This is a genomic window from Clostridia bacterium (assembly GCA_034926675.1).
Lineage (GTDB): Bacteria > Bacillota > DTU025 > DTU025 > DTU025 > JAYFQW01.
Genome location: JAYFQW010000028.1, coordinates 63,165 through 84,382, shown reverse-complemented (window position 1 = coordinate 84,382; position 21,218 = coordinate 63,165). Strand labels below are relative to the sequence as shown.

At 58.5% G+C, this 21,218-nt stretch carries 16 protein-coding genes; 4 read left to right on the top strand and 12 right to left on the bottom strand.

Annotated features, from left to right (window positions below):
• Positions 1-14 precede the first annotated feature (14 nt).
• From VB144_08620 to VB144_08570, 11 genes are all read right to left on the bottom strand, one after another.
• Positions 15-1,325, bottom strand: coding sequence for a sugar ABC transporter substrate-binding protein (locus VB144_08620; protein MEA4883704.1), 1,311 nt, complete (start codon positions 1,323-1,325; stop codon positions 15-17).
• A gap of 5 nt (positions 1,326-1,330) precedes the next feature.
• On the bottom strand, positions 1,331-2,623 hold the full coding sequence (locus VB144_08615) for an extracellular solute-binding protein (protein ID MEA4883703.1): 1,293 nt from the start codon (positions 2,621-2,623) through the stop codon (positions 1,331-1,333).
• A gap of 126 nt (positions 2,624-2,749) precedes the next feature.
• On the bottom strand, positions 2,750-3,571 hold the full coding sequence (locus tag VB144_08610) for a carbohydrate ABC transporter permease (GenBank protein ID MEA4883702.1): 822 nt from the start codon (positions 3,569-3,571) through the stop codon (positions 2,750-2,752).
• A gap of 22 nt (positions 3,572-3,593) precedes the next feature.
• The gene (locus tag VB144_08605) at positions 3,594-4,544 is read right to left on the bottom strand and encodes a sugar ABC transporter permease (protein MEA4883701.1); all 951 of its coding nucleotides are present in this window, start codon (positions 4,542-4,544) and stop codon (positions 3,594-3,596) included.
• Positions 4,545-4,569: 25 nt separating this feature from the next.
• Entirely contained in the window at positions 4,570-5,616 is a 1,047-nt protein-coding gene (locus VB144_08600; GenBank protein ID MEA4883700.1) for a LacI family DNA-binding transcriptional regulator, read from the bottom strand.
• 51 nt (positions 5,617-5,667) lie between these two features.
• Positions 5,668-6,555 (bottom strand): glycosidase, encoded by an 888-nt coding sequence (locus tag VB144_08595; GenBank protein MEA4883699.1) that lies wholly within the window; start codon positions 6,553-6,555, stop codon positions 5,668-5,670.
• Between the two features lie 196 nt (positions 6,556-6,751).
• On the bottom strand, positions 6,752-8,014 hold the full coding sequence (locus VB144_08590; protein MEA4883698.1) for a glycosyltransferase: 1,263 nt from the start codon (positions 8,012-8,014) through the stop codon (positions 6,752-6,754).
• 17 nt (positions 8,015-8,031) lie between these two features.
• On the bottom strand, positions 8,032-8,874 hold the full coding sequence (locus VB144_08585; protein ID MEA4883697.1) for a carbohydrate ABC transporter permease: 843 nt from the start codon (positions 8,872-8,874) through the stop codon (positions 8,032-8,034).
• Complete coding sequence (locus tag VB144_08580; protein ID MEA4883696.1) at positions 8,874-9,746, bottom strand: sugar ABC transporter permease; 873 nt, start codon at positions 9,744-9,746, stop codon at positions 8,874-8,876. Before VB144_08580 ends, VB144_08585 begins: the two co-directional genes overlap by 1 nt.
• Before the next feature lie 107 nt (positions 9,747-9,853).
• On the bottom strand, positions 9,854-11,041 hold the full coding sequence (locus VB144_08575) for an ABC transporter substrate-binding protein (GenBank protein MEA4883695.1): 1,188 nt from the start codon (positions 11,039-11,041) through the stop codon (positions 9,854-9,856).
• Between the two features lie 144 nt (positions 11,042-11,185).
• Positions 11,186-12,220 carry a LacI family DNA-binding transcriptional regulator gene (locus VB144_08570; GenBank protein MEA4883694.1) on the bottom strand — a complete coding sequence of 345 codons (1,035 nt, stop codon included), beginning with the start codon at positions 12,218-12,220 and terminating at the stop codon, positions 11,186-11,188.
• Between the two features lie 353 nt (positions 12,221-12,573).
• On the opposite strand from VB144_08570, the gene VB144_08565 reads away from it, so the two are divergent.
• The 4 genes from VB144_08565 to VB144_08550 all read left to right on the top strand — a co-directional run bounded on the left by VB144_08565 (position 12,574) and on the right by VB144_08550 (position 17,649).
• On the top strand, positions 12,574-13,608 hold the full coding sequence (locus VB144_08565) for a LacI family DNA-binding transcriptional regulator (GenBank protein ID MEA4883693.1): 1,035 nt from the start codon (positions 12,574-12,576) through the stop codon (positions 13,606-13,608).
• A gap of 68 nt (positions 13,609-13,676) precedes the next feature.
• Positions 13,677-14,921, top strand: coding sequence for an ABC transporter substrate-binding protein (locus VB144_08560; GenBank protein MEA4883692.1), 1,245 nt, complete (start codon positions 13,677-13,679; stop codon positions 14,919-14,921).
• A 145-nt stretch (positions 14,922-15,066) separates the two neighbouring features.
• Positions 15,067-16,179 (top strand): sugar ABC transporter permease, encoded by a 1,113-nt coding sequence (locus VB144_08555; protein ID MEA4883691.1) that lies wholly within the window; start codon positions 15,067-15,069, stop codon positions 16,177-16,179.
• Between the two features lie 84 nt (positions 16,180-16,263).
• On the top strand, positions 16,264-17,649 hold the full coding sequence (locus VB144_08550; protein ID MEA4883690.1) for a carbohydrate ABC transporter permease: 1,386 nt from the start codon (positions 16,264-16,266) through the stop codon (positions 17,647-17,649).
• Here the strand turns inward: VB144_08550 and VB144_08545 are convergent.
• Entirely contained in the window at positions 17,566-20,988 is a 3,423-nt protein-coding gene (locus VB144_08545) for a glycosyl hydrolase family 65 protein (protein MEA4883689.1), read from the bottom strand. The two genes, VB144_08550 and VB144_08545, sit on opposite strands and share 84 nt — an antisense overlap.
• Positions 20,989-21,218: the final 230 nt, after the last annotated feature.

The following is a 21,218-nucleotide window of genomic DNA, read 5'->3' as shown; positions in this document are numbered from 1 at the left end:
CTACTGCCCAGTGGTTAGTCACCGCTCAGTATCTCGTTGACCCTGTCGGCCGCGGTCTCGATCGCCTCCCTCGCTCGCTCCTGCCCGAGCACCGCGCAGTACTGGTATTCCTGCGCTATGGCATCGTACACTTCCACGAGACGCGCCACGTTGTCGGCGCCGCGGGTGAATGCGCTCTGCTGAATGAACTTGGCCAGGAGCGGCTGTTTCTTGATAGTAGCCGAGAAGGCTTGGATCGAATCCAATCCTTTTCTGAACGGGATCTGGCTCGTCATCTCCATGAACAGCGCATCATTCTCTACGCTCAACATGAACTTCACGAATTCCCAGGCCTCTGCCGGGTGTTTGCTGGTGGTGAAGATCCCGATATTCTTGGGATCGCCATAGGTCCACATGTCCTTGCCACTGCAGTTGTCAGGCGCCGGGATCGGGACGAAATCATACTCGAACCCCTTGGGCTTCATGGATTCGTAGTATGGAATGGTCCACGGCCCTGTGATGAACGTCGCGACCTTCGCCTGGAGGAATACGTCCCCGGGGAACGTAGACCTCGGAGCATACCCCTGCCTGAATAGGTCCGATAAGAACTGCATCACGGCCACGCCGCGCTCATTGGCGAAAGCTGCGCGCCCCCCGTCAATCAGAGTGCCCCCGCCGCTCGCGGCCACGTAGAGAGTGCAGAAGTCGAAGAACCTCTGCCACCATATGGGCTCGATGTTCAAGTAGATCATCCACCGATCGATCCTGCCGTCCGCATTCAGATCCCGAGTGAGCTTGCCCGCTGCAGAGAGAAACCCAGTGTATGTGCGAAGAGACGCTGGCGCAACACCGGCCTCCTTCAGCATGTTCACGTTGTAAGCCAGCATGATCGGGTTGGATTTCCACGGTATCTGGTAGTAGTGGCCATCGGCCGACCTGTACTGCTCAAGAATCCCCGAAGGAAGCCTCTTCTGCATGAACTGCATGAAGTCGGAGAAGCTGTCCACCCTGTAGAGGCCGCCCGCGGCCACGAACTGGCTTACCACGCCTGGATACACATTCGCCACAACATCAGGCGTTGAGCGCGCCGCGATCGACGCAAGGAGCACTTCCTCAGTGGACCTGCTCGCCGGAAGCGGGGATAGCTTCACCTTGATATCCCGGTTCGAGCTATTCCACCTGCTCACGACTTCCTTCGCGAACTCTATCTCCTGCGGGTTCGATGAACACCAGAAGTCGATCTGGACCGGACCGGCAGCTTCCACACTCACCAGCACTCCAGCCCCAAGAATGGCAACAGCAGCAGTGAACGCAAGAGCCGCCTTGAACGCGAGATTCCTGCTCATCGCCCTTACCACCCGGCCAGTATGTCACGCACCATCCGCGCGGCATCCTTCACACCTTGCTTCGCCGTTTTCCGGCCCTGCACACAGGTGAGATCATACTGCTTGGATACGGCGTCGAAGATCTCTATGAGATACTTGCTGTCATCCACGCCCCGAGTGTACACGCCCTGCTCCACGAACCTCTTCATCATTGGGTTCTTCTTGAAGTAGCCCGCGAACATCGGATCTGTTGTCAGGTCCTTACGGTATGGAGGCTGTGACGTCGTCTCAAGCCATAGAAGGTCGTTGTCTTTCGACATGATGAACTTCACAAACTCCCACGACTCCAGGGGATGCTTCGATCTGGAGAAGATCCCGATGTTTTTCGGATCGCCATAGGTTATCACTGGACCTTTGTGACCATCTGGCACGGGAATGGGGACAAAATCGTACTCGAATCCCTTGGGGGCGTTCTGATCGTAGTACGGCACTGACCACGGTCCGGTGATGACCATCGCGATCTTGCCGCCGAGGAACGGGTCGCCGATCTGGGTTCCCTTGGGCGCGAGGCCCTTCTTGAAAAGGGTCTGGAGCAGTTCGAACACTGAGGCCGCTGCATCGTTCTCGAAATCCACCTTGCCGTCCCGAAGCAGCGTCTTTCCACCGCTGGCAGCTATGTATAGGGTGTAGAAATCGAACAGTCGCTGCCACCATGTCACATCGGTGGTTGGCGAGTAGAGCCATTGATCAGGACGGCCATCGCCGTTCAGATCCTTCACGAACTTCTCGGCCGCTGCCAGTAGACCACTGTAGGCAGCGAGGGATTTGGGATCGATGCCGTTCTCGCGGAGAAGTTTCACGTTGTAGGCCACCATAATCGGGTTTCCCTTCCACGGGATCTGGTACACGTGGCCGTCGCTGTAAGTGAACGCGTCAACAACATCCTTGGGCGTGCGCGCGTACATGAAGTCGTAGAAGCCTGGAAGGGTGTCATGGGCATACAGGCCCTTGCCCGCGATGTATTGCGATATTGCGCCTGGATAGATGTTGGCGCACACATCGGGAGTAGTTCCAGCCGCAATCGCAGCGAGGAGCACCTCCTCAGTGGACCTCGATGCCGGGAGAGGCTCCATCTTCACCTGGACATCAGGATGGGCCTCGTTCCACTGCCTCACCACAATCTTGGCGAATTCGATCTCCTGGGGATTCGACGACGGCCAGAAGATCAGGTTCACCGGTTCCTTGGCCCCAATGGCCCCGCATGTCACACCCGCGAGAATTGCCATGCACACCGCCACCGTAAGCAACCTGCGAGTCATATTCATCCCTCCGTTCTCGTTATCGCCGTGCACTCAGCCGTGTTCCATCGCCTGGGGCATCCTCGGCCCATGATGCCCTCCTGCCGGGCCGTCTATTGCCGAGGGCAGCGGTCACTTTCGTTCGCGTCACCCCTTGATCCCGGAAAGCGCGAGGCTCTCGATGAAGTACCTCTGGAAGAACAGGTACGCAAGCACCACAGGCAGCGCCAGCATCATCGCGGCAGCCATCTCCGCTGCAACCTGCGCACCGGAAAGCCCTCCCACATGGAACAACGTCACCATCTGGGGCATAGTCATCATGTTCCACTTGCGGATAACCATGAGAGGCCATAGAACCTCATTCCACGATCCGATGAACGAGATGAGCCCAACCGTGATGATGGTGGGTTTCGATATGGGCCAGAAGATCTGAAACAGGATACGCAGGTCGGAACAGCCATCAATGCGCGCTGCGTCAACCAGATCCTGTGGGAGCGACCTGAAGAACTGTCGGAACACCAGTATCCCCATGTTGCTCATCATTGCGGGAACAATTAGCGCCTTGTAGGTGTCCGCCCATCCAAGACGGACGATGAGCACGTAAAGCGGAATCAGGGTGAGCTGGCCCGGGATCATCATGGTGACCAATACCATGTTGAAGACCACATCACGCCCGATGAACCTGAGCCTGGATAGGGCGTAGCCCACCATCGAGCTGAACACAAGGATGGACGTGGTGCTCACGACCGATACGAATACCGAATTCAATAGAGCCCGTGCGATGGGTATCTGCTTGAACACCGCCTGGTACCCGCGAAGAGAGAAACTCCTGGATAGCAGGTTCAAACTCCCTATCTCGTTCTCGGGTTTGAGCGAAGCCGATGCCATCCACAGGAACGGATAGATGAACGACAAGGCGGCGACGGTTAGGGCCGCGTACATCAGGACCTTCTTGGCTGCCTTCCCCACTCTTCACGCCTCCCCGCCTTATTCAGTAGAGCTGTTCCGTCTCGATCAGCTTCCGCTGGATCAGAGTCACCACGAAGATCATTACAGCAAGGGCAAACCCGATTGTGGCGGCATAGCCCATGCGCAGAAACTGGAAGGCCTGCTTGTATAGGTAGAGAACGACCGAGAGAGTGCTCTCGGCAGGTCCTCCGCCCGTCATCACAAACGGCTCAATGAACAGGCTGAACCCTCCGATGGTCGACAGAACCGCCACAAGAACCACCACGGGGTTCAGCAGCGGGAGTGTGATCTTCCAGAATTGCTGCGACTTGTTGGCGCCGTCGATACTCGCAGCCTCATGCAGTTCGTGTGGAACCCCCTGCAGCCCGGCAAGGAATAGGACAATGTAGAAACCCACGTTCTTCCATGTGGCCATGATGGCTATCGAGTATATCGCTAAAGAAGGGTCAGTGAGCCATCCCAGTCCATGCAGGCCCATTCTGTAGAGAAGCAGATTGAGCACACCGGAGTCGGTTGAGAAAAGCTGCTGCCACAGGATGGTGACCACCGCACCGGAGATCACGAAAGGCAGGAAGAACGCCCCTCGAAAGAACGGTCTGAATGATATCTGCTCATTGAGGATTACCGCGATGAGGATCGATAGGATTATCTCCAATGGGATGTGGAGTGAGAGAAACCTCAGGGTGTTCGCAAACGCCATCCAGAACGTGGCGTCGGAAGCGAGTCGCTGCATGTTCCGGAAGCCCACGAATTGCATGGGCGACACTATGTCCCACTTGTTGAAAACCAGTATGAAAGCGAATATCAACGGATAGGCGGTGAAGACCGCGAAGTACGCCACATACGGCAAACAGAACAAGTACCCAGCCTTGTCGCTTGCACGGTACTCCTCTCGCAGCCGCCCGAGGAACCCCGCCCGGCTCGGGGTTCGCGAGGGTTCCGGAGTCGCTTGATTCGCCACAGACCCCGTCATTTCGATCACTCCTAAACCGCCAAGATCAGCATTCCGGACTCGCAGACCTAGGTCCAGTAGAGCCCCTCACGACAAGCTCTGTGCACACAACCACCTTATATGGAACGCGCTCAGGATCGTCTTCGATCAGTTCCAGGAGCAGCTTGGCTGCGTGGTACCCCAGCTCCTTCTTGTGAATTCGCACGGTGGATAGTGGTGGACTCGTGTGCGCAGCCATCTCCACATCGTCGAACCCGATCACCGACATGTCGGTCGGCACCGCGCGACCCACCTCCTGAGCCGCCTTGATCACGCCTATGGCCATCGCGTCGTTGGCAGCGAACACCGCACTGGGCATGAGCGACCTGCCCGCCAGCCTCTTCATTGCTGCGTATCCGCCTTCCACGCCGAACTCCCCAACATCATCGCTGGATATGACCCATTCCGGCCTCACTGTTAGCCGATGCGCCTCCATGGCCTGCCGAAACCCCTGATACCTCTCATATAGCGAGCTGTGGCTCATCGGGCCTGACACAAACGCTATGTCTCGGTGGCCGAGGCCGATCAGGTGCTCGATAGCCTCGCGCGCCCCAGATGTGTTGTCGGTCATTGCACACGGGACCTTCGGGGTCACCAGGTTGTTGTCGACGAGCACCAGAGGCGTCCCTTGAGATCTGACCATGTTCACGTAGTCGATGTCGATGTCACAACCAGCGAGGATCAACCCGTCCACCCGCCGTTCGCCCGCAAGCTCCGAGAGCATCCCCATGTCCTCTTCTCGGTTCGACAGGGTGGAGAAAACGATCCGGTATCCTTCATCCCTGAGGCATTCCTCTACCCCCACCATCACCAGACCGTAGAAAGGATCCGCCGAGAGCGACCTCAACCTCCTGTTAAAGAGGACGCCGATGCTGTTTGTGCGCCTCCGCCCAACGCTGCCTTCCGTGGCCAGCGGATGCTGCATCTCTCTGGCAGTCTCGAGAACGCGCGCCCTCGTCTCATCGCTTATCCGGCCCTTCCTGTTGAGAACGCGCGACACCGTTGAGACGGACACGCCCGCACACCTTGCTACATCCTCAATTGTGACTCCCATGCTTCCACTACCTCACAACATATCGGTTCTGCGCAATTGCGCAGAACCTTGCTACTTGAATTGCGCCACGTCCGCCACAGCAACCCCGATACAAGTGTCCGCTGCTCCGTAGTACACGTACACCTTGCCATCAGTTACGATCTGCCCACAGCTGAACACCACGTTGGAGACCCAGCCCTCCCGCTCCCACTCAAGCTCCGGCTCTAGAATCGGCTCACTCTGCCGATGGATGACCTTCGTTGGATTCTCAGGATCCAGAAGCGCCCATCCGAGGCGATATGCATTGTTCGGGTCCACACCGTGATATATCAAGGCCCATCCGCCGTCGACGCGGAACGGCGGTCCGGCGATTCCGATTCTCTCCGATTCCCAAGTGCCCGGTATCGGATGCATGATCGCCGTATGGTCACACCACCCGGAAAGATCATCAGAGAACGCAATCCATATGTCCGGCCAGCGCCTGTGGAACATGGCATATCGCCCGCCAACACGCGCAGGGAAGAGCGCCGCATCCTTGTTGGGTTCGTCGAGCACCACACCATGCCTAGTCCAGTGCCGAAGGTCCGGGGAACTCGCCATCGATACTCGATAGTCCTCATCGCAACTGCCGCCGAAGGCCGTATACATCATGTAGTAGGCGCCGCCCATCTCAGCAATCCTGGGATCCTCCACGCCGCGCAGCTCCTGCCGACCTTCACCCTCGAACGCCGGAGTCGACAGGCGTGCGAAACTCACGCCGTCGAGGCTCACCGCGTGGCCCATTGTCGATACATATGGACCGTAGCGATCATGCCCCGGAAGGTCGGACGCCCGGTATATCAGGTGAAAGACGTTGTCTCGGTACACAGCTGCACAGTTGAACACGGCCGAACGCTCCCACCTGTGCTCGGGGATTGGCTGGAGTACTGGCCTATCGGACAATCGTCTAAGTCGAACCATCGGCCTTCGCTTGCCTCCTGAACTTCGCAATCATTGTTTGCAGCATTCTGCGCAATTTGCCGACACATTTGCCGTACACTTGCGCAGTACCTGTTCGTCACCATGTATGATTTCCCTTCCGCCTGAGGCGCCTCCGAAAAAGAAAATCGGCGGAACTCTCGTTCCGCCAAGATCGCTTCCGCCCTAATCGGCCCCATCACTTCCTCGCGAAGAGCCTGAGGTAGCTCGCCACATGCCCAGTTGATAGGAATCTCCGTCGGACCGTCTCTCTGGCTCTCCCTCCGAGCTTAGCGCCGAGGGCCGGATCTCTCAGAATCTGATCAGCTCGGGCAGCGCACTCCTCAGTCGATGACACGAGGAACCCGTCCTCTCCGTCGGTTATCTGCATCTCACACCCTATCGCCCGCCCAGCCACCACGGGCCGTGCCTTCCACATGGCTTCTGTCACTGTGAGTCCGAACCCTTCGCGAAGAGACTTCTGAACCACCACGTCGGCACATTGCTGAAAAGCGGCCACCTCTGCCGCATTCACCCCGTCCTGATTTGAGAGCAAATGGATGTCTGGATCACCTGCGGCAGCCCCCTGAAGACCGGAGAGTATCTGAATTCCCTCTGGATCATCTAGAGCAATCGAGCCGACCATGGCCAGCTGCAGCTGGGGCCAACTGGGCTTGAGGCGCCTGTAGGCTTCAACCACCCCGAACGGATCCTTCCACGGGTCAAACCTCGACACCTGCAGCATGAGTGGCCTGGCGCAATCCACCCCAAACTGGGCCAGCCTCGCCCTTGCGTCCGAACTGGACTGGGCCATGTTCTTAGGGCTCGTGGGGTCGATCGATGGAGTGATCTCGGCAATGGCGGTCGTGATCTCGGGCCGGGCGTAGGCGGCGCTCGTCACGATAGCGCAGCTGTACTCGTTGACATACGGCCAAAGCCTGTTCCAGGTGGACTCCAGGGGTTCAGATATATCGATATGGCACCGCCAGATCCACTTGCTCCCTACAAGGGCTGGCGCACGGCGGCTCTGGGCAGTCTGCCTCATCAGGCTCAGCACTGGGAGCGGCTGAGGGTCATGGATCACCACCACATCCCAGGGACCATCAGGGAAGGCCGATGCCATATCAGCGTTGATCTTATCATAAACCGCCCACTCCTCAGGCGTTAGAGCGTCAGTCCCACTCTGGAGTGTGTTATGGATCTTCTTCGTGGCCTCAAAGAACTGTGGCGGCGCTCCTTCGATCACCTGCCAGTGGGCATCAAGGCCCGCATCGCGCATGAGCGGGACTATGGTATAGAGCAGTTCGGCCACACCGCCCCCGTAGGACGTGGAATTCACGTGCAGAACCCTCAGACCGGCAAGATCCCGAGCGAGAGCCCTGATCTCTTCGATGGGCCCTTCTCCCGCATAAGGCTGATGATCAACAAGGTGCTTTACCGGCAGTTCCACCTCGCAAAACATGGGCAATACCTCCTGTGCTACTTCGACGTCCACCCCGCCATGCCCCTGATGTAGTACCTCTGCATCAAGGCGAACACAACGATAGGCACCGACATCACGATGATGGATCCAGCTGACAGAACACCCCAGTCCACATGGTATACCCCCCTGAGCAGGGGCACTCTCTGGGTGGCGAGGAGTTTCGCCGGGGAGTAGATGAGAATCAGTGGAAGGAAGAAATCGCTCCACACCCACATGAACTGCAGCACGCAAGCTGATGCCAGTGCAGGCAGGGCCATGGGGGCCACTATCTGCAGCAAGATCCTCATGTCGGATGCCCCATCCACCTTCGCCGCTTCCTCAATCTCCACTGGAAGTGTGGAGAAGTAGTTCTTCATGAAGTAGAGCACCCATGGAATACCCCAGGCGGCATGCACCAAGATCAGCCCAAGGTAGGTGTCGACTGCGCCCAGTTGCCTCATGATCCGGTAGATGGGAACAGCGATCATCTGCTGAGGAAGGGTCATGAGAGCCACGACCGCAATCAGCAGGGCCTGACGACCGCGGAACCTGAAGCGCGCGAACCCGTAGGCTGCAATCGACGCCGCCGCCACCGGGAACAACGTTGAAGGGACGGCCACCTTCAGTGAGTTGAGCATCCCACGGGAAAGAGGCGCAGCCGGGTGGTTCCATGCCCCGGCGAAGTTCTTGAACGTGAACGTGAACGGGCGGAACCTCCACCACCCGCGGCTTATCTCCGAAAGAGGCCTGATGGAGGCCATGAGCACGCCTAGGAATGGCACGAGCCATATTAGGGCCACGACCCAAGCGACCACGTACATGGCCACGGCTGAAGAAGCTTTGCGCCCGGCCACGCTCATTATTCATCACCTCTTGCGGATCTGAACGTGGGGATCGACACCACCATGGCAAGGAGCATCAGACATGTGGCCACCACAGCAGCCGCGTTCGGGTTGAACTCCCGGAACGCGTACATGTACATCTGCAAGGCGAGGACGTTTGATGCCCCGCCGGGTCCACCCATGGTGGCGACGAACACAATATCGAATATCTTGAGAACCCACAAGAACGTCATTGTGATCACTACTCCAGTGACCGGCCGGAGCAGCGGCACGGTGATCGCGAAGAACGCGCGCAGTTGGGACGCCCCATCGATCACTGCAGCCTCGTACACGTAGTGGGGGATGGTCTCGATGCCGGCGGAGTACAGCACCATGGCGAACGGGGTCCAGAGCCAGAGCGAGCCTCCGATAAGCGAGAATAGAGCGGTATCCGGATATGCCGTGAGGGTGCGTGGGGCAATTCCGAACAGTGATAGCAGCATTGGGATTATCCCAACATTGCCATCGAAGAGGAATCTGAGAATGATGCCTCCAACAACCATGGGGGTAACCATTCCAAGGAATATGATCGACTTTATGATCGCGCCGCCTTTCACCTCTCGGAGGATCGCGGCAAGCACCAGACCGAGCATCACCGTAAATGGAAGCTGGATCGCAATCCAGATGAAATTGTGGATTATGGCGCCGAAGGGGAACCCCCGGGTGAATCCGCGTGCATCGAACATCTCAGGCTGCGACAGCACATCCGCATAGTTCGCAAGAAAGGCAAATCCCCCATCCCTGTTGAGAAAGCTCAACCACACCGTATTGACTACTGGATACACCACGAACACTGCAAGGAGAACAAGGGCTGGAAGGAAGAAAACCAGTCGCCTTCGAAACTCGCCCATGTCATCGCCTCCTGAGCCCGTTCTTGCATGTCGGCGGGGCGGGGATAGTCGATACTAGTTCAAATTGGAACATGACTACTCCCCGCCCGCGATCTCCTGGATTCCTTCTACTTGGGCATCTTGCGCTGCAGTGTGTCGAGGACTTCACCCACTCGAGCAGGGCTCACCCATAGAAGCTTCAGTTGGTCCCAAAAGGCGGGCTGCCACTCGCCGCCTATTGTGTCATCGAGATCGGGCAAGGCCACCCTGCCCTTCATGAGGTCTGCCACACCACGATCGACAGGGGGATACGCATCCAGCGCGACCTTGTCGTAAGTAGCGATGTGCCCGCCCTGGCGAACCTGGATCTCCTGTCCCTTGGTGCACAGGAAGGCAAGGAGTCTCTTGGCTTCTACTGGGCTCTTGGAGTATGCGGGCACGAAGGCGTAGTCAGGCGCGAACACTATGCCCTTCGAACCCGGCAGAGAGAACACTCCTAGGTCTGTAGGATCCTTCACCATGCCCGTAATCCAGCTGCCCATGAAGTACAGGCCGTAATCCCCGCTCCACCAGAGATCCGCGGCCATTGTCCACTCGATGGGCTCGCTGAAGTAGTGGGCCTTGAGCATCGGAACAAGCCTCTGCTCGAACACCCCTCGGACAATCGGGTCAGTCCAGGCCACTTTCCCCGACATCAGGCCGAGGCTGACCTCAGGCCCTGCATATGTAGATATGAAATGCTCCGTGATATCGGAGAGAGGCCATCCTACCCCATTGCCGCTGGCGATGGGCGCTTTGATGCCGGGGATCTTCTGGATCTTGGCGCATAGTGCCTGAAACTCATCCCATGTTTTCGGGACAGATAGGCCATTCTTCTGGAAGAAGGACTTGCGATACCAGAACCCCGGCTTCACCTTGCCGGTGTACGACCCTCCCCACAGCTTGTTGCCGCTCTTGACTGCATCCAGAACTCCCGGCACGAAGTCGGCCTCGTTGAGAGCGCCTGTCACGTCCAGAACATGCCCAGCCTGCGCCTCTCGGTTGATGAACCAACCCCACATCATGATTACATCGCCTGGGGCGGTCTTCGCGGCGAATTGCGCTGGGAGCAACACTGCGAGGTCTTCCGCGCGATAGATCTGATAGTCGACCTTGATTCCAGTTTCAAGCTCGAAAGCCTTCAGCACAGGCATGAAGGCGTCCATCTCAGGCCCTGACCATCCACTTATCACAGTTAGTCTCTTCTCAGCAGCCAGGCCATTCAGACTGAATATTGCGAGGGCAATAAAGACGAACAACATGACTCTACGCAGCATTCCGATCCCTCCATTTCTATTGGTCTACGCGGATGTCGCCGGCGCGCCGATGAAACTCATCCCAGCCACCGTCAATCTGACGCTCGCTTCAACCTGCTCCTGCCTACATCACCCCCATGTCCGAGTATCGCTAATCACTTTCCATCACCGAGGCCTATGGCTTTCCCCAACGGCGCAGGTGGAACCGCCCTCCCTGAGCGCCACGGGCATCACCCTGTGCACCTGGCCTTGTGCGCGCCCTTCTATCTGATCGATGAGGATATCGGCAGCAGCAACCCCCAACTCCCTGATCGGCTGGCGTACTGTGGTGAGCGGCGGGTCCATGTACTCTCCCATGGCGATCCCGTCAAACCCCACGATCGACAGGTCCATCGGCATCTGCCGCCCCGATTCCCTCGCCGCTTTCATGGCGCCGAGGGCCATAACATCGTTGCACGCGTACACTGCCGTAATGCTTCGGCCTGATTCCAGGATCTCACACATCGCCGAGTAGCCTCCGGCTTGCGTGAAATCTCCTGGCGCCACGATGTTTCGATCCAACGCTACTCCGGCTTCAGCCAGGGCGGCCCGGTAACCATCGAACCTCCCCACTGATGCTGTCTGATCAGGCGGACCGGTCACACATCCGATCCTGGTGTGCCCGCGCCCCAGGAGATGCCTGACAGCCTCCTCCGCTCCAGCCCTGTTATTGCCGCTCACCCACGACACATCGGGAGTTGAGGACATCCCGAGGAACACGAAAGGCACATCGAATTCCCTGAGAAGGCCGATGCGCTCGTCCACGACTTTCGGTTCAGTGAGGATGATCCCGTCCACTCTGGCGGAGGCGGCCAGCTCCACATGGGAGCGAAACGCACCTGCCCCGTCCTCTTCCGACGCCGAAAGGAGCAAGGAGTAGCCTCTCTTCATCGCTGTATCGCCAGCGTAGCCCAGGAATTCCAGGTAGAACGGGTCGGAAAGGGACCGAGGCGCCCACGGAACCGCAAGCCCAATTACGTTCGTCCTTCGAGTAGCAAGCCCCCTCGCCATGGGGTTCGGCTGGTACCCGATCTGTTTCGCAAGCCCCTCCGCACGCCGCCTGGTTGCCTCTGCCACGCGCGGATCTCCGGCAAGTGCGCGAGAGACGGTAGACCTCGACAACTGAAGAACATCTGCCATGTCTTGCAGTGTGGGTTTCAAAGACATCCCTCTTTCGTAACAATCGGTTGTATTTCATGCAAATACGGCCTACCTCTGAACTTAGTGATCATGTGAACTCATAATGCAACCGATTGTATTATTCAACTCAATTGTGACAATTCCTCCTTGTGTTTTCGTGGAACGCCCGATTTCGCGGCGCCCGGAATTATTTCCGACCACCCGGTAGGAGTTCGCCGCCCGGAGTAGAACGCTATCTGCGATATGTTTAACGTTTAAGTGACGCATGGGCAAGGCAGCGGCTCTGAATGGCCGTCGGCCCTCACAGTTTCATGGTAATGCGCTGCAAACGCTTCTTAATCGATTCAGACCGTCAGAAAAGGGGAAATGGCAACATGCGACGGCCAACGCTGAAGGATATCGCTGCCCAAGCCGGAGTATCGGTCACCGCTGTGTCTCGCGCATTGAACGGCTACCCTGACATCGGCGACGACACGCGCAACCACATCCTTGAATTGGCCCACGCGATGAATTATCAGCCCAACATCACAGCACGCAGCCTGGTCACACAGAGATCCGGCGTGATAGGCCTGTTCCTGCTTGGCCGGGAGAAAGGAGAAGGGTTCTCCCATCCCTTCTCCGGGCAGATAATCAACGGGATGCTGGATGAACTCACTGAATACAGTTACGACCTAATGGTGTTCAATGTGAATGACGCACCCGAAGCGAATGAGCCTTCCTACATCGATCTGTGCAAGCGCCGTGGCGTAGAGGGCGCGTTTTTCATGGGGCTCAAACTCGACGATCCGTGGCTGCCGCAGATCAAGACCTCTCCAATGCCAGTCGTTGTCCTCGATATGCCCCTCATGGGGGACATGGCGTTCTCCGTCGGGTGTGACAACGTATCCGCGGCGTACGCTGCAGTGCATCACCTGCTTGATCTTGGCCACAGGCTCATCGGGTTCATCAATGGGCACAGGCGCGCCTCCGTGAGCTTCGAGCGTTCCGAGGGCTATCAGGCCGCCCTCGCCGACTACGGCGTAAGGTTCAACCCCGCCCTCTCAGCAGAAGGCGACTTCACTGCAGGAGGGGCGAAAGCGGCCTTTCTGTCACTCATCAATCAGAACCCGGAGATCACAGCGGTCTTCGTCGCCTCCGACATCATGGCCATGGGTGTTCTCGAGGCAGCGGCAGAACGCGGGCTCTGTGTGCCGCAAGACCTGTCGGTGGTGGGTTTCGACAATATCGAGATGTCCGCGATGACTGCCCCGCCACTCACTACGATGAGCCAGCCCAGATATGAACTTGGCCAAACCGTAGGAGAGATCCTGGTGTCTGCGTGCAACGGCGAGATGCCGCCGTCTCGCGTTCTTCTTAAGGCGCAGCTAGTAGTGCGCAAATCCACATGCAGGCCACGGGAGGTGAATTAGGAAGCGAAAGCAGTAGCGCCTGTGCCTAGATCCATGGTCCGTGCAAAATGAGAAGGAGGTCCTCTAGGATGAAGCGTCAGATAGTGTTGATCCTCGTCGTACTCGGACTCCTACTGGCCGCCACGTCAAGCGCGGCCGACATCCAGATCCGCGTTGGCGGTTTCGGCGGAACCGACACGGCCATCGTGGAGGAACTGATCGCCAGGTTCGTTCAGCCCAAGCTGAAAGGGATCAAGGCATCTTACGAACCGATTGCCGACAACTACGACCGGTGGCTGCTCAACTCCCTGTCGGCCGGCACAGGGCCCGACCTGTTCTATGTGGACATCTTCTGGTCCAAGGGCCTGTTCTCATCGGGCGCAGTAGAGCCCTTGGATGCGTATCTCGCCAAGTCGACAACGCTCAAGAAGACGGATATCATCCCGTCGCTTCTCGCTGGTTTCACGTACAAGGACAAGATCTACGGCATTCCCAAGGACTTCAACACCCTTGCAGTGTTCTACAACAAGGACATATTCGATGTGGCCCGTGTGCCCTACCCCAATGAGAACGACGACTGGAACACCTTCGCCGACAAGCTGTCAATGGTCAAAGCGGGTATGAAGGACGTGTACGGCATTGCCCTCGCCCCGGAATACGCCCGCATGGGAGCGTTCGCCTACGCTGCCGGGTTTGAGAACTTCGACGGAAATGGCAAGACAAACCTACTGGACCCCGCTTTCCGCGATGCATTCGGCTACTACACAGGTCTCGCGCAGAAGGGCATCGGCATAATGCCCGCCGACGTAGGCCAGGGCTGGGGCGGCGGGGCGTTCCAGACGGAGAAGGTCGCCACATGCGTGGAAGGCGCATGGATCGTCGGCTTTCTGCGTGACCAGGCGCCCAACCTCAACTACGGGACCACGCTCATTCCTAAGCATCCCAAGACCGGTCAGCGCGGAAACTTCATCTACACCGTTTCCTGGTCGATGAATGCCGCCTCCAAGCACAAGGAAGAGGCCTTCAAGGCCCTGGAACTGCTCACATCGCCTGAGGCTCAGCAGTGGGTTCTCGAGCGCGGACTCGCGCTTCCGTCCCGCGTTGCTCTGGTCAACAACCCTTACTTCAAGAGGACCGATAGGGAGGCCATAGCTAACAAGGTCGTATTCGAGGGCGCTTCAAGCGGCAGCGTGAAGCCTTTCGAGTTCGGATCGTACGGCGGCGACTGGATGACCCCGATCAACCAGGCCCTCTCGTCAGTGATGAGCGGACAGCAGACAGTAGACAAGGCGCTTTCCGAAGCTGCCAAGCGTCTGGATGTCCTGACCAAGTAGGCGCGGGCAAGCTCGGGCAGCCCGGCTGGGACTGAGTGGAATCCGGAAGGCCTGCAGCACGAACCCGCGGGGCGCCGGTCCGGACCGATGCGGCACGGCGCCCTTTCTTTGCATAGGCCAATTTGCGCACCGAGGAAGTGAGATCATGAGGCATCGCAGATCCTCAGCACTGTGGGAGCAAGCATCGCCATACTTACTGCTTGCGCCGTTTGCATTCTGGATCGTTGTCTTCTTCGGCTACGCCTTCGCAAGGACTGTGTATTTCAGCTTCACCGACTACAACCTCTTTTCGAGGCCCCAGTGGGTAGGGTTTCGAAACTACCTGAACCTTCTCACTGATGTTCAGTTCGGGCGCGCCTTCAAGAACTCCGTCATGTTCGCTGTCGTCGTCACCTCTCTGCAGACTGTGTTCGCTCTTCTTCTCGCAGTCTTCATGAACATGAGAATCCGGGGAATGCGGTTCTTCCGGGGACTGTACTACATGCCCAGCGTGACATCGAGTGTGGTCATAACCCTCATTTTCATGTGGCTGTTCCAACGCTCCGGCGCAGTCAACTACCTTACAACCAAGATGCTGCAGTACAGAGCGCCGTTGGGCGCGTTTATCTGTTGCGCGTTGTTGCTGCAGGTCACTGCGGTCAGCCTAGAACGCAGGCTAAGGCGGGGCGCGTCGTGGCTTGAGCCAAGCCTCCTTCTAACATCCATTCTCATTTCCGCCGCAGTCGTGTGGGTCATTCAGTTTGCTTCCCTGGTCGGACCAAACCCGAACATCGAACCGGTGAGGACCATCTGGCTGAACACTGGCCAGACCATCCCCCAATGGGCGGGGCCGTTCGGACTTCCACGACCCCTGGGCACCATCATGATGCTCAACACGTGGACGACAGCGCCAACCATGATGCTGCTGTTCCTTGCCGGCCTTCAGGACATTCCGAAGGAACTGTACGAAGCAGCGGCAGTGGACGGGGCCACCGGGTTCGCGGCGTTTGCGCATATCACTATCCCAGGGCTCAGGCATGTCACCTTCCTCGTTGTGACCATGGGCCTGATTGGAACTCTGCAGATGTTCGACCAGGCGGCGATCGTTGGGGACCAAGCGCCGTTAGAATCAGTAATCACTCTCGCATACTTCGTTTATCGCAATGCCTTCCCACCATCGGCAGTGCCCCGGATAGGAGCGGCGTCCGCGGCAGCCGTGTTTCTTGCCGCATTCACGCTCCTCCTGGTACTGCTGCAGAAGAAGTTCACCAAGGCATGATCAAGCCCGACGCCGAGCCTGGTGCTGAAACTGATGCTGAGGCAAGGACCTCAGGCGAGAAGCGTGAGGAGGCGAATGGCCGCCATGGCTGATGAGAACCTGAACATCCGCACACCGAGACCTGCCGATACCACGCGCCGCAGGTGGGCGCGAGCGGCATCCGTCTATGTGATACTGCTGGCGCTTTCAATGCTTTTTACAGGGCCGTTCCTTTTCGCGACTCTATCAAGCCTCAAGGATAACCCCACGGAGTGGCCTCCCCGCCTATCCGCGCCCCAGCTATCCCCCACAAACTGGGGCGCCGCCTGGAGGCTCGGCCGCGAGGGCGGAGGAGGGGGATGGTTTGGCGCGTTTTCACCTGGCGCCCGGGTGGGATTCAGCGTGACGTATGAGGCAGCGCCGGACTCCGCTCCAGCAGTCCCCATAGTGAAAGTGCCCAGGAGAGTTCCAGGGGCGGGAGTCGGTGCAGTTCGGCTTGATCCGTTTGCCTCGGACGACGCTCAAGTCAGCGAGGTGCACGAGACGAAACGGGAGACTACTGAGTCAGGAATGGTGAGAGCGACCTACGAGTTCGAGATCACCCACACGGGGACCCTGACCTACGAGAAGCTCCCTCTCGATGTGGAGGTTCCACTCTACCAGAAGTTTGTGTCCGCGACACTCGCTCCCAACCGCCTCGAAAGGCTGGGGCGAGTTCAGAGCTGGAACAACATCACCGGCGGAGTGATGCCATATGTGTTCTACAACTACAACCGGGTGTTCCGCGAGAACTACAGCCGCACAACAGGGAAGAGCCTGTTTGCGACCTGGATCAGGAATTCATTCTTGCTCAGTGCCTGTCGCGTGATTACAACGGTGATCATCGCCTCGATGGCAGGGTACGCCCTGGCGCGCCTGAACTTCCGTGGTAGGCATGGTCTTTTCCTGCTCACGCTGTTCTCCATGATGATCCCGGGGCAGGTAACCTTCATCTCCAACTACCTTGTCCTGCGCGATGGGATCTTCGGGCTTTCGCGCCTATTCGGCGGGGGCTCTCTGGTGAATACCTGGACCGGGTACATCGCATCCACCATGGTCGCGGGAAGCGCTGTCTTCATCATGAAGCAGTTCTTCGAGTCCCTTCCTCACGACCTAGAGGAGTCGGCCCGGATAGACGGCGCAAGCACGATCCAGACGTTCCTCAGGATCATGGTTCCGCTGGCGAGGCCTTCGCTTGCCGCCCTCGCGATATTGACCTTCCAGGGAACTTGGAACGAGTTCTTCTGGCCTCTGGTGGTCATTACGTCTCCACCTGACAAGTACCCCCTCACCATCGGACTACTGAACTTCAGAAGCACTTACGCAGTGGCCTTCGACTGGGGCCCCATGCTGGCCGGAACCGTAATCTCAGCGCTGCCCATCGCCGTGCTCTTCATCGTGTTCCAGCGGTATTTCGTCGAGGGGATAAGCTTCACCGGGATTAAGGGTTAGCAGCAAGGGAGCTGGCACATGTCCACGCCCATGGCCTGCCGATGCCTCGAGGGCAAGTTCAACTCGCCCTCGCGTGACTGCAACTCTCATCTGGCGCCCTCTGAGTTCAATGGAAGCCTCGATGCGATCCCACTCATCCGGGAGTCGGGGCGATATCCGAAGTGTTGTCGGTCCGCATTCGCCGGCAGCCTCTACCTCTATTCCAGCGAAGCCAAACACCGCGGCCTGCCAGATCCCGCCGAGGTTGGCACAGTGTATTCCGTCATTCAGATTGCCCATGTGATCAGAAAGGTCTAGGGAGATAGCGTGCTGAAGATACCTGTATGCGTCCTCAGAACTGCCGAGTTTGCAGGCGAGAGCAGCGTGAAGCGACGGGCTCAACGATGACCCGTGGGCGGTGCGGGGTTCGTAGAAATCCCAGTTGGCCTGCCACACCTCATGGTCAAACAGACCTGGCAGAAGGCGAGCAAGCATGAGTAGATCAGCCTGCTTGACCAGATCGCTTTTCGCCACGGCGTCATGCCCAAGCACCGACTCCACAGGCCTCCCCCCTGTATTCAGATTCGTCAGGTCGATATGGTCGCATTTGCAGTACCCTTCAAACTGCTCGATAAGGCGCGTGAATGGATCCGGCTCAGGCAGGTGGATGAGGTTCCCAACCTGTTGCATCTCCTCTAGTTCCGCTTCCTCCAGGCCGATGCGCCGCGCAAGCGCCTCCCAATGCGGAGTGCATTCCCTCCGCAGCCAGGAACATGCAGCAAGCCCTGCGCGGATCGTCCAATGCGCCATGTAGTTGGTGAAAGCGTTGTTGTTCACATTCTCGTGGTACTCATCAGGACCGATCACTCTGAGGTATTCATAGCGTCCCTTCTCCGCGCTCCAGCTGGCGCGCGCCGCCCAGAATCGAGCAGCCTCAATGACCATCTCCGCACCGTGCTCGCGCATGAACACGTTGTCGCCAGTCCAGCGCCAGTAGCGCGTAACCGCGTACGCCACATCGGCTGTCACGTGATCCTCGGTATCGCCACACCATATGCGGGTTCGCTCCCCCGTGGCAGGATGCGGCTTCGACCATTTCGGGGTCGTCTCGTCACCTGTGTCGGCGCTCTCCCACGCGAACATCGCGCCCCTGTACCCGTTCTCCCGAGCCTTCCTCCTAGCGCCGGGAAGAGTGCCATATCGGTACATCAGGAGGTTCCTGGCGATCTTGGGGAAGGATGCTGCGAAGAACGGGAACGCGAAGATCTCCGTATCCCAGAAGATGTGCCCCCTATACCCTTCACCATGCAGACCCTTTGCTGGTATGCTCACAGTCTCATCAGTGTCGGAGGCACACGCCATGAGGTGGTGCATCGCGAATCTGATTCCCAATTGGTCACGCTCAGGCCCATCGACCTGCACATCGCATTTCGCCCACCTACCGGCCCACATGGCCGCATGCTGAGTCAACACGTGGTGGAAACCGGCTTCTGCTGCACTGGAGGACGCCAGCCTGGCAGCTCGAATCAGATCACCCCGAAATGAACCGCCTGGGGCAGAGGCATGCATGGAATCACACGGACCGACCGAGGCCATGGAGTGCGCAGGCCTGTCGGCGTCGCGGCCGGTGTACACGGCGACATGCTTCTCCAGGACAATCGAGCTGCCCTCAGAGAGGAGAACCTGGAAATCGTGTTCGGCGGCTCGATCGGCGGCTGGCGCTGTGGCTAGGGCTGCGGCCCGTGCAGCCTCAGGCGTAGTCACGTAGGCACGCGCAGAGCACGCCATAACGATTGGAATCCCTGACTGCAGCGTCGTTCCGCAGATGAGGGAGTCGCCATGGGAATCCGCGTCAACCACGTCGATGGCCAGGTGCGCAGCGCCGGAGTTGGCAACGTCGCCATCCAAGATGGAACTCAGAGTCACCATCCCCGTCCCCTTCTCCATCGTTGCCTGGTAGCTCATGTGCATCATGTGGGGCGAGGCGATGGACGCGAAACGCTCACTCTCGACCCTAAGCACCCGCCCGTCGGCGGATCTGTACTTGTATGTCCGCCTGAGCACGCCGCGAGCCACGTCAAGAGCGCGGGAATAGTCGAAAACCTCGCCGCCGTCTGCAGAAGCCAGCCCCTCGCGGTCGGGTCCCCCAGACTGCGGCTTTCCAACCATGTGCGGGATCACATCTCTGCCATCGAGCCGAAGGCGAACGGGAAGCCAGTCCGGGATGACGACCAGCTCGGTCAGATCGCCCGGCGCCTGATCGAAGAGCCCAGCCACGAACGTGACGGGAACCCCGCGGTACAGCCCGTCTTCGTGGGCGCCGCGCGTCCCCATGTATCCGTTTGCCACAGTGAACATGGTTTCATAGGCTGCAGCGTTTCGCGCATTGCATGCACATTCCCAGGCGGACCAGGCCTTATCGCCTGGAGAGACAAGATCATCCGCGGACTGCCTGATAGGCCTTGGCCTCCAGAGCCTCCTCTGTTCATCGAGGATGCTGACAAATGACGGAACTCCGCCGCCGATGTGGCGCACGCCCTCGGGAACACCGCTGGGTTCGCGGCCGACACTCACAAACGATGCTCCGCTGGCCTGGCCTACAAGCATCCTGTGGTCACTTCCCTCGAAACCCCCAACAGGTCCGAACTCGTCGCCGATGAAGAGAACATCATCGTTGACCATTCCCTGGGCAGGCCTTATCTGATCCAGGATGTACCCCGCCGAATCCGACTTGTCGGTCAGCCCGTACTCTATGTGCTTCACATCGGTGGTAATCCGGGCATCGAGGCCAACATCGCAGCAGTATCGCTGAACAAGGCCGAGCACATGGCGAATTCCGGGCACTCCGGCATCACGCAGGCGCGTGTCGACTGCGGCAAGCAGCTCACCGATGTCCTCCTTTCTCGGATCTTGCCACCCTGGCATCGGGATGATATCCAGCTTTCGCCTGTTCATCCGGTCCGCGATGATCCGCGTTTCCAGGCCGTATTCCTCCATGAGATGGCGGCGCACCATCTCGCCCACCTGGTCCATCAGCCGGTTCTCGAGACCAGTTGCGATTCTGGCGTGGCGCCGTACGGGAGCGCCGTTCTCGGTGAAGCCGTACACCTCCGAGCCCCGGTTTACACAGCCAAGCAACTGCGTCTTCAGGCTCGGGCTGACCTTGGAGAAGAACTGACGGTTCAGATTGTCGAAGTTCGTGCCTGTTATGACGACAAGCCACACCCCCCGCCCCAGAAGCGCCTCCGCTCTCCAGAGCAGGTGGTCGACGGGATCATGCCTTGACGCAACCGCCGTGCCGTCCCAGTCGAATACGATCATTCGGAAACGGCGGCCCAGAAGACTAGAGAGCGCGTTCATCGGCGTCCCCCTCATCTTTGCTTAATCGTAAAAGTGAGCCATATTGCCTGCAATCATTTCTCATGGATTCGTCACCGGTCCGTCCGTATCCTGCCATCTCGACGTAAATCGCTGCAACGTTTAAGTAGCGTTGCAGCCCACCACCGATCGTACGGGCGAATGGGGCGCCGCCATTCCTCAATATCCAGCTACGCGCGGTGCGCCCGCCGTGAGCACACATGGAACGATCA